Origin of the sequence: Enterobacter cloacae complex sp. 2024EL-00227 (genome assembly GCF_043945315.1) — a bacterium.
Classification (GTDB): Bacteria; Pseudomonadota; Gammaproteobacteria; order Enterobacterales; family Enterobacteriaceae; genus Enterobacter; species Enterobacter roggenkampii.
Map to the genome: position 1 here is coordinate 1 of NZ_JBIMQP010000039.1, position 9295 is coordinate 9295.

9 protein-coding genes and 3 pseudogenes are annotated in these 9295 nt (G+C 53.5%); 9 read left to right on the forward strand and 3 right to left on the reverse strand.

What is annotated here, in order from left to right; translation table 11 throughout:
* Nucleotides 1-136 precede the first annotated feature (136 nt).
* From aac(3)-Ib to ACHH0Z_RS25090, 5 genes are all read left to right on the forward strand, one after another.
* Nucleotides 137-601 carry an aminoglycoside N-acetyltransferase AAC(3)-Ib gene (gene aac(3)-Ib, locus ACHH0Z_RS25070; protein WP_010792467.1) on the forward strand — a complete coding sequence of 155 codons (465 nt, stop codon included), beginning with the start codon at nt 137-139 and terminating at the stop codon, nt 599-601.
* Nucleotides 602-811: 210 nt separating this feature from the next.
* Nucleotides 812-1144: a quaternary ammonium compound efflux SMR transporter QacF gene (locus tag ACHH0Z_RS25075; RefSeq protein ID WP_015243636.1), complete on the forward strand. Its 333-nt coding sequence runs from the start codon at nt 812-814 to the stop codon at nt 1142-1144.
* A 172-nt stretch (nt 1145-1316) separates the two neighbouring features.
* The gene (locus tag ACHH0Z_RS25080) at nt 1317-1664 is read left to right on the forward strand and encodes a quaternary ammonium compound efflux SMR transporter QacE delta 1 (protein WP_000679427.1); all 348 of its coding nucleotides are present in this window, start codon (nt 1317-1319) and stop codon (nt 1662-1664) included.
* Entirely contained in the window at nt 1658-2497 is an 840-nt protein-coding gene (sul1, locus tag ACHH0Z_RS25085; RefSeq protein WP_000259031.1) for a sulfonamide-resistant dihydropteroate synthase Sul1, read from the forward strand. Before ACHH0Z_RS25080 ends, sul1 (ACHH0Z_RS25085) begins: the two co-directional genes overlap by 7 nt.
* Before the next feature lie 404 nt (nt 2498-2901).
* Nucleotides 2902-4443 (forward strand): IS91-like element ISCR1 family transposase, encoded by a 1542-nt coding sequence (locus tag ACHH0Z_RS25090; RefSeq protein ID WP_000050481.1) that lies wholly within the window; start codon nt 2902-2904, stop codon nt 4441-4443.
* Between the two features lie 232 nt (nt 4444-4675).
* Here the strand turns inward: ACHH0Z_RS25090 and ACHH0Z_RS25095 are convergent.
* Nucleotides 4676-5215, reverse strand: a pseudogene (locus ACHH0Z_RS25095) (ABC transporter substrate-binding protein); the annotation flags it as partial.
* A 534-nt stretch (nt 5216-5749) separates the two neighbouring features.
* Here ACHH0Z_RS25095 and ACHH0Z_RS25100 point away from each other — a divergent pair.
* Nucleotides 5750-6202, forward strand: a complete 453-nt coding sequence (locus ACHH0Z_RS25100; RefSeq protein ID WP_003833285.1) for an SgcJ/EcaC family oxidoreductase — start codon at nt 5750-5752, stop codon at nt 6200-6202.
* 41 nt (nt 6203-6243) lie between these two features.
* On the opposite strand, the gene ACHH0Z_RS25105 is transcribed toward ACHH0Z_RS25100, so the two are convergent.
* Together ACHH0Z_RS25105 and ACHH0Z_RS25110 are read right to left on the reverse strand one after the other, a co-directional pair.
* The gene (locus tag ACHH0Z_RS25105) at nt 6244-6888 is read right to left on the reverse strand and encodes a quinolone resistance pentapeptide repeat protein QnrB2 (protein ID WP_012695489.1); all 645 of its coding nucleotides are present in this window, start codon (nt 6886-6888) and stop codon (nt 6244-6246) included.
* Nucleotides 6889-6983: 95 nt separating this feature from the next.
* Nucleotides 6984-7190, reverse strand: a pseudogene (locus ACHH0Z_RS25110) (helix-turn-helix domain-containing protein); the annotation flags it as partial.
* Here ACHH0Z_RS25110 and ACHH0Z_RS25115 point away from each other — a divergent pair.
* The 3 genes and pseudogenes from ACHH0Z_RS25115 to ACHH0Z_RS25125 form a co-directional block, all read left to right on the forward strand.
* Nucleotides 7176-7385: pseudogene (locus ACHH0Z_RS25115) on the forward strand (DMT family transporter); the annotation flags it as partial. The pseudogenes ACHH0Z_RS25110 and ACHH0Z_RS25115 overlap by 15 nt on opposite strands.
* The gene (sul1, locus tag ACHH0Z_RS25120; RefSeq protein WP_000259031.1) at nt 7379-8218 is read left to right on the forward strand and encodes a sulfonamide-resistant dihydropteroate synthase Sul1; all 840 of its coding nucleotides are present in this window, start codon (nt 7379-7381) and stop codon (nt 8216-8218) included. The pseudogene ACHH0Z_RS25115 and the gene sul1 (ACHH0Z_RS25120), both read left to right, overlap by 7 nt.
* Nucleotides 8219-8345: 127 nt before the next feature.
* Nucleotides 8346-8846, forward strand: a complete 501-nt coding sequence (locus ACHH0Z_RS25125) for a GNAT family N-acetyltransferase (RefSeq protein ID WP_000376623.1) — start codon at nt 8346-8348, stop codon at nt 8844-8846.
* The last annotated feature ends 449 nt before the right edge of the window (nt 8847-9295 follow it).

The window sequence follows — 9295 nt, forward strand, 5'->3', positions numbered from 1 at the left end:
CTGTTTTTTTGTACAGTCTATGCCTCGGGCATCCAAGCAGCAAGCGCGTTACGCCGTGGGTCGATGTTTGATGTTATGGAGCAGCAACGATGTTACGCAGCAGGGCAGTCGCCCTAAAACAAAGTTAGGTGGCTCAATGAGCATCATTGCAACCGTCAAGATCGGCCCTGACGAAATTTCAGCCATGAGGGCTGTGCTCGATCTCTTCGGCAAAGAGTTTGAGGACATTCCAACCTACTCTGATCGCCAGCCGACCAATGAGTATCTTGCCAATCTTCTGCACAGCGAGACGTTCATCGCGCTCGCTGCTTTTGACCGCGGAACAGCAATAGGTGGGCTCGCCGCCTACGTTCTACCCAAGTTCGAGCAAGCGCGAAGCGAGATCTACATTTATGACTTGGCAGTCGCTTCCAGCCATCGAAGGCTAGGAGTCGCAACTGCCCTGATTAGCCACCTGAAGCGTGTGGCGGTTGAACTTGGCGCGTATGTAATCTATGTGCAAGCAGACTACGGTGACGATCCGGCAGTCGCTCTCTACACAAAGCTTGGAGTTCGGGAAGACGTCATGCACTTCGACATTGATCCAAGAACCGCCACCTAACAATTCGTTCAAGCCGAGATCGCTTCGCGGCCGCGGAGTTGCTCGGTAAATTGTCACAACGCCGCGGCCGCAAAGCGCTCCGGCTTAACTCAGGCGTTAGATGCCAGATTTGGCGTTGCGTATGCTCACAGAAAATCGATAGCCGCAAGACTGTTTTTGGCAACTCATAGCCACTACAATTTCTCCTTCATACCGTAGAGGAGATTGCGCGTGAAGAACTGGATATTTCTGGCTGTTTCAATCTTTGGCGAGGTCATCGCAACTTCCGCACTGAAGTCTAGCCATGGATTCACTAGGTTAGTTCCTTCCGTTGTAGTTGTGGCTGGCTACGGGCTTGCGTTCTATTTCTTGTCTCTCGCGCTCAAGTCCATTCCGGTCGGTATTGCTTACGCTGTATGGGCTGGGCTTGGCATCGTGCTTGTGGCAGCTATTGCTTGGATTTTCCATGGCCAAAAACTAGACTTCTGGGCGTTCATTGGCATGGGACTTATCGTCAGTGGCGTCGCCGTTCTAAACCTGCTATCCAAGGTCAGCGCACATTGACCGGGTTGGCATCTAACAATTCATTCAAGCCGACGCCGCTTCGCGGCGCGGCTTAATTCAGGCGTTAGATGCACTAAGCACATAATTGCTCACAGCCAAACTATCAGGTCAAGTCTGCTTTTATTATTTTTAAGCGTGCATAATAAGCCCTACACAAATTGGGAGATATATCATGAAAGGCTGGCTTTTTCTTGTTATCGCAATAGTTGGCGAAGTAATCGCAACATCCGCATTAAAATCTAGCGAGGGCTTTACTAAGCTTGCCCCTTCCGCCGTTGTCATAATCGGTTATGGCATCGCATTTTATTTTCTTTCTCTGGTTCTGAAATCCATCCCTGTCGGTGTTGCTTATGCAGTCTGGTCGGGACTCGGCGTCGTCATAATTACAGCCATTGCCTGGTTGCTTCATGGGCAAAAGCTTGATGCGTGGGGCTTTGTAGGTATGGGGCTCATAATTGCTGCCTTTTTGCTCGCCCGATCCCCATCGTGGAAGTCGCTGCGGAGGCCGACGCCATGGTGACGGTGTTCGGCATTCTGAATCTCACCGAGGACTCCTTCTTCGATGAGAGCCGGCGGCTAGACCCCGCCGGCGCTGTCACCGCGGCGATCGAAATGCTGCGAGTCGGATCAGACGTCGTGGATGTCGGACCGGCCGCCAGCCATCCGGACGCGAGGCCTGTATCGCCGGCCGATGAGATCAGACGTATTGCGCCGCTCTTAGACGCCCTGTCCGATCAGATGCACCGTGTTTCAATCGACAGCTTCCAACCGGAAACCCAGCGCTATGCGCTCAAGCGCGGCGTGGGCTACCTGAACGATATCCAAGGATTTCCTGACCCTGCGCTCTATCCCGATATTGCTGAGGCGGACTGCAGGCTGGTGGTTATGCACTCAGCGCAGCGGGATGGCATCGCCACCCGCACCGGTCACCTTCGACCCGAAGACGCGCTCGACGAGATTGTGCGGTTCTTCGAGGCGCGGGTTTCCGCCTTGCGACGGAGCGGGGTCGCTGCCGACCGGCTCATCCTCGATCCGGGGATGGGATTTTTCTTGAGCCCCGCACCGGAAACATCGCTGCACGTGCTGTCGAACCTTCAAAAGCTGAAGTCGGCGTTGGGGCTTCCGCTATTGGTCTCGGTGTCGCGGAAATCCTTCTTGGGCGCCACCGTTGGCCTTCCTGTAAAGGATCTGGGTCCAGCGAGCCTTGCGGCGGAACTTCACGCGATCGGCAATGGCGCTGACTACGTCCGCACCCACGCGCCTGGAGATCTGCGAAGCGCAATCACCTTCTCGGAAACCCTCGCGAAATTTCGCAGTCGCGACGCCAGAGACCGAGGGTTAGATCATGCCTAGCATTCACCTTCCGGCCGCCCGCTAAATATCTCCTTTTGGGTTGTTAATAAAACATCCAATAAGTTGACTGTGCGTGAAAAAGAAAGTTTTGTGTGATGGCGTTGAAGATCGCACCGTTAAGCTCTTATGTGGGATGGTGCAGAGCTCGACGACTACCGATAAAACGCAACCGCCGCAAACAGACAAGAAAAAGCCCCAACTGATAACAGTTGGGGCTTCAGTATTGTGATTGGTGGAGCAATAGCACCCTGAACCCAAAACCTTCTCGCTCAACCGGTAGTGGCTGATAACAACTCGTGAGGGCTATTGCGGGTTAAGCATTTAGCGATGTCTAGGGCCAGACTGGACGTCTGAACGCAAGCCGCTGATACTGTACATAACCACAGTATCAGCGGAGGATACCCATGTCGCTGGCAAGGAACGCCACGGCGAGTCAATCGCCCACTCAAACAAACGGTTACGAACGCCACCAACCCGACCAGACGCTGCTCTACCAGCTGGTTGAGCAGCACTACCCAGCCTTCAAAGCCTCACTCGAAGCCCAAGGTCAACACCTGCCTCGCTACATCCAACAAGAATTCAACGACCTCCTCCAATGTGGCCGTCTGGAGTATGGTTTCATGCGGGTTCGCTGCGAGGATTGTCATCACGAGCGTCTGGTCGCCTTCAGCTGTAAACGACGCGGCTTTTGCCCTAGCTGCGGTGCCCGCCGGATGGCCGAGAGTGCGGCGCTGCTGATAGACGAAGTCTTCCCCAAGGAGCCCATTCGCCAGTGGGTGCTCAGCTTTCCTTTCCAGCTACGCTTTTTGCTGGCTCGCCATCCCCAGCTGATGGGCCAGGTCTTGAGTATCGTCTATCGTACACTCTCAACTCATCTGATCAAAAAAGCCGGTTACACCAAAGCCTCTGCACAAACTGGCTCAGTGACTCTTATCCAACGCTTTGGCTCCGCGCTAAATCTCAATGTCCACTACCACATGCTGTTTCTCGATGGTGTCTATGCCGAAGATGACTATGGCAAGCAACGCTTCCATCGTGTCAAGGCACCCACTTACGATGAGCTGAATACGCTCGCTCACACCCTCAGCCATCGCATCGCTCGCTGCATGGAAAAGCGTGGGATTTTGGAGCGTGATGCCGAGAATACGTGGTTGACACTGGAAGAGGGCGAAGACGATACGCTGACTCAATTACATGGTGCTTCGGTTACGTATCGCATTGCCGTCGGCCCCCAGCAAGGGCGCAAAGTCTTCACCCTGCAAACCTTGCCAGGGCGTGAGGATAAAGCCGACTCAAGCAGTCGAGTAGCCAACCATGCTGGTTTCTCGCTACACGCCGGTGTGATGGCCGAAGCGCATCAGCGGGATAAGCTTGAGCGCTTGTGTCGCTACATTAGTCGGCCAGCGGTTTCAGAAAAACGTCTGGCATTAACCGCCAATGGGCAGGTGCGTTACGAGCTCAAAACTCCGTACCGCAATGGCACCACCCATGTGATCTTCGAGCCGCTGGACTTCATCGCCAAACTCGCTGCGTTGGTACCTAAGCCGCGAGTCAACCTCACACGCTTCCACGGCGTCTTTGCACCGAACAGCAAACACCGAGTTCAAGTAACACCCGCCAAGCGGGGCAAGAAGCCCGACAAATCGGAAGGTCTCGATACTAACTGGCGTGACAAGAGTCCTGCAGAGCGCCACCGCGCCATGACCTGGATGCAACGCCTCAAGCGAGTCTTCAATATTGATATTGAAGTCTGCGAACACTGCGGCGGTCACGTCAAAGTGATTGCCAGCATCGAAGATCCGAAGGTCATTGAGCAGATTCTCAAGCATCTGAAACAGAAAACAGCCAAGGCGAATGCCGCCAAGCAGCGTGAGCTGCCACCAGAACGAGCGCCGCCACTGACTCCCAGCCTGTTCGATCCATCACAGAGTCGTCTCTTTGACTGACGACCCCAAATCCAACACTGCTCAACACTGCCAACTTTTAAACGGGGCGGTGGGGCAGTTTGTATCTCTCGAGCTATCAGGCTAGAGATTTTACCGCCAAATCGAACCTTATTAGAGCGGTTTAGGCTGGACCGGCAGTTAAAATTGGGGCTTGAGCGGTAAACGAGTGAGGGAATTTCAGGTAAGATACTTCGGATGAGGAGCAAAAAGGTGGTTTATACTTCCTATACCCCATAAAGGAGGCATCCGGTTGCGTTAAGCGGAATTCAACGGTGTTGTTGTCCAGTTTGCGCACGCTTTGGACGTTATCGGCAAACTGCAGGCTGTCGAAGTAGGGGAAACTGCTGCCGTTCACATTGTGCCACGGATGGTGGCGATCAAAGATGCGCTCGAAGGTAAACACCACATCGTCTGCATTCAGTTTGCGGGTGGGGGTGAACCAGGCCGTCTTCTGAAACTGAACGTCACGACGCAGATGGAAGCGGTAGGTTGCGCCGTTATCCAGCACCTCCCAGCTTTCAGCAAGCTCAGGCACCAGCCGATAGGTGTAGGGATCTACATCAAGCAGTCGGTCATACAATTGGGCCGCTAACGTATCGACGATGAGACCGCTGCTCGTTTTTTGTGGGTTGAACGTATTGACTTGCCCGCTGACGCAATAGACAAACCCACTGTCACGGATATCAGCGTGCGGAGCTTGCTCAGGCGCAGCAGCAGCCTGACCACTCAGAAATCCAGCCATCACGATCAGAGATGATAAAACCAGGCGCATAATTTTAATGGATTATATAAAGAGGCTATCTTACTAATACTTAATGACATTTGCCATTACCGTTTGTTTTTGGGAGTAACAGGCTCGATAAGCGCGAGTTCAACACCGCGACATGGTCAAAATTCATACCTGCTATCCACTTTGAATCTACTCTGTTAACTATCTTAGCATTTTCATGGCCCATCTGACTTGCTATAAACGTGGGGGCGTACCTGTCGTTGTTTACTGATTGATATCAGTGTGTGCTCGGAAGATGGAGTATGGCATCGATAACGAAGTGTGGAGCGAGCATTTAGAGTGTCACTATCAATGCTGAACTATAATCATTCAGGAAGCAGTACACGTTATGTGAGTTGTAATAGCTAAAGTATCTATAATTATTTCAATATGTTAATTCCATTTTTTCTTCATGGCATCTTAATCTTCTCACCCATTTATGGTGATGATTTCCATTGGTTATTAAATGCATTTTGGCTTTGATCCTGGTTATGAACGGTTTTCTGTTGCCATTTAACTTCTAATGGAATGAATTGTATGAATAAATTACTGAGCCTTGTTGTTTCACTTGCCCTATTGCCTGGAGCCGTTTTTGCAGCGTCGACTCCAGACTGTGTGAAGGTGAATAAAGCGCAAATCGAAGCGCTATTTGATAAGTGGAACGAGTCATTGAAAACAGGTAACGCGCAGACGGTATCTGAAAATTATCTTAGCGATGCGGTATTGTTGCCTACTGTATCCAATAAAGCGCGTTTAACGGACGCTGAACGTGTTGATTATTTCGAGCATTTTCTTGCGAAAAAGCCGACCGGGAAAATTGACATGCGTACCATTCGCCTGGGGTGTAATAAGGCGATAGACACCGGTACCTACACATTTACCTTCGCGGACAAATCAACGGTTTCAGCCCGCTACACATTCACTTATGCATGGGACGGTAAAGAGTGGAAAATTTCCACACACCACTCTTCAGCGATGCCTGAAGGGTAAAAAGCTGTGCAGGGGGCGGAATATTCACCGCTCCCTGAAGACTAGCCAATAATCGCGATGCCAAGACGTTCCATGAGCAACGATGCCTGGTAGTTGTCCAACTTAACGCCTTGTAAATCAACGCGCCGAATATCTAAGTCACCCAACTCCGAATTGGTCAGATCGCAATGTGTGAAGTTTGCTGCTCGCCAGTCGAAAGTCGAAAACTCGCCGCCGGAGAGATCTGAACCACTGAACGTCGCGCCCAGTACCTGGGCCCCCATCCAACGGTTTTCCCACAGCTCACACTTTTCCAACACGACTTTCGAAAAATTGGCGTAGCTTAGATTTGTGTTAGTGATATATGCACTGCAAAACCAGGTGCGAGTAGTGATCATATTCATAAAACTTGCGCCGCGAAAATCTGCGCCTTGCGCACGACAGTGGCGAATTTCAATGCCAAGCGCACTGGCATTGCGAAAATCCGCCATGGATAAATCACAGCTTTTAAAAATGGCATCTTTCAGCATCGCACGACTAAAATTGCACCCTTTCTGGCTTTCACGATCATAGAACTGACAGCCGATAAATTCAGTGCCGCTCAGGTCGGCACCTGAAAAATCACAGTTAAAAAATGTACTATTTTCAATTTTCTCACCGGTGAAGCGGTTTCTGTTAATTTTTTCGCCAACGAGTGCCAGAGCCATATTTTGTGCCTGTTTTTTTATACAGTAATGGCGTCATGGTAAACCCTGATGAGGTTATGCGTCAAATCCGCCAATATAACATCTGCAAATGTGCGTTAAATCTGGTGTTTTTTCAGCAAAGCGCGAAGCTGATGGTAAGTCAGACCCAGTAATTCAGCGGCTTTTTTCTGGTTAAATTTTGCCTGCTGTAAGCTGGTTTGTAGAAAGTCTTTCTCTTGCTGCTGCTGGAATTCACGCAGATCCAGCGGTAACCCTACAGACATCGGTTTAGTTTCCGGCGCCTGCGGCTGCGTCTGGTTCTGAAATCCATCCCTGTCGGTGTTGCTTATGCAGTCTGGTCGGGACTCGGCGTCGTCATAATTACAGCCATTGCCTGGTTGCTTCATGGGCAAAAGCTTGATGCGTGGGGCTTTGTAGGTATGGGGCTCATAATTGCTGCCTTTTTGCTCGCCCGATCCCCATCGTGGAAGTCGCTGCGGAGGCCGACGCCATGGTGACGGTGTTCGGCATTCTGAATCTCACCGAGGACTCCTTCTTCGATGAGAGCCGGCGGCTAGACCCCGCCGGCGCTGTCACCGCGGCGATCGAAATGCTGCGAGTCGGATCAGACGTCGTGGATGTCGGACCGGCCGCCAGCCATCCGGACGCGAGGCCTGTATCGCCGGCCGATGAGATCAGACGTATTGCGCCGCTCTTAGACGCCCTGTCCGATCAGATGCACCGTGTTTCAATCGACAGCTTCCAACCGGAAACCCAGCGCTATGCGCTCAAGCGCGGCGTGGGCTACCTGAACGATATCCAAGGATTTCCTGACCCTGCGCTCTATCCCGATATTGCTGAGGCGGACTGCAGGCTGGTGGTTATGCACTCAGCGCAGCGGGATGGCATCGCCACCCGCACCGGTCACCTTCGACCCGAAGACGCGCTCGACGAGATTGTGCGGTTCTTCGAGGCGCGGGTTTCCGCCTTGCGACGGAGCGGGGTCGCTGCCGACCGGCTCATCCTCGATCCGGGGATGGGATTTTTCTTGAGCCCCGCACCGGAAACATCGCTGCACGTGCTGTCGAACCTTCAAAAGCTGAAGTCGGCGTTGGGGCTTCCGCTATTGGTCTCGGTGTCGCGGAAATCCTTCTTGGGCGCCACCGTTGGCCTTCCTGTAAAGGATCTGGGTCCAGCGAGCCTTGCGGCGGAACTTCACGCGATCGGCAATGGCGCTGACTACGTCCGCACCCACGCGCCTGGAGATCTGCGAAGCGCAATCACCTTCTCGGAAACCCTCGCGAAATTTCGCAGTCGCGACGCCAGAGACCGAGGGTTAGATCATGCCTAGCATTCACCTTCCGGCCGCCCGCTAGCGGACCCTGGTCAGGTTCCGCGAAGGTGGGCGCAGACATGCTGGGCTCGTCAGGATCAAACTGCACTATGAGGCGGCGGTTCATACCGCGCCAGGGGAGCGAATGGACAGCGAGGAGCCTCCGAACGTTCGGGTCGCCTGCTCGGGTGATATCGACGAGGTTGTGCGGCTGATGCACGACGCTGCGGCGTGGATGTCCGCCAAGGGAACGCCCGCCTGGGACGTCGCGCGGATCGACCGGACATTCGCGGAGACCTTCGTCCTGAGATCCGAGCTCCTAGTCGCGAGTTGCAGCGACGGCATCGTCGGCTGTTGCACCTTGTCGGCCGAGGATCCCGAGTTCTGGCCCGACGCCCTCAAGGGGGAGGCCGCATATCTGCACAAGCTCGCGGTGCGACGGACACATGCGGGCCGGGGTGTCAGCTCCGCGCTGATCGAGGCTTGCCGCCATGCCGCGCGAACGCAGGGGTGCGCCAAGCTGCGGCTCGACTGCCACCCGAACCTGCGTGGCCTATACGAGCGGCTCGGATTCACCCACGTCGACACTTTCAATCCCGGCTGGGATCCAACCTTCATCGCAGAACGCCTAGAACTCGAAATCTAACGTCCGTTCGGGCATCGAGGTCCATGTCGGGGTGGGACGGGCCCGTGGCTTCAAGATCACTTGCAGTCCGACCGCGATGTCTTGGTTGCGCGAGAGGTTGTCGATATCCTCCACTTCCATCATCAACCCTGGATAATGCCGCCGCCGTCATCGCCGCCGACGCCCGTGCCGGGCTTTTCGGGCCTGTCAGGCTTGCTCGGCCTTCAGCCTGCCTGGGCGAGATCTCCGGCGGACGGATTAACGGCGGAGCTTCGCCGCCTTTCGTGCGTGTGAAGGCCGAAGATAGTTCTCTCAAAAACATCCGTTTATGAGAGATACCAAATGTCATTTTCAGAAGACGACTGCACCAGTTGATTGGGCGTAATGGCTGTTGTGCAGCCAGCTCCTGACAGTTCAATATCAGAAGTGATCTGCACCAATCTCGACTATGCTCAATACTCGTGTGGGCT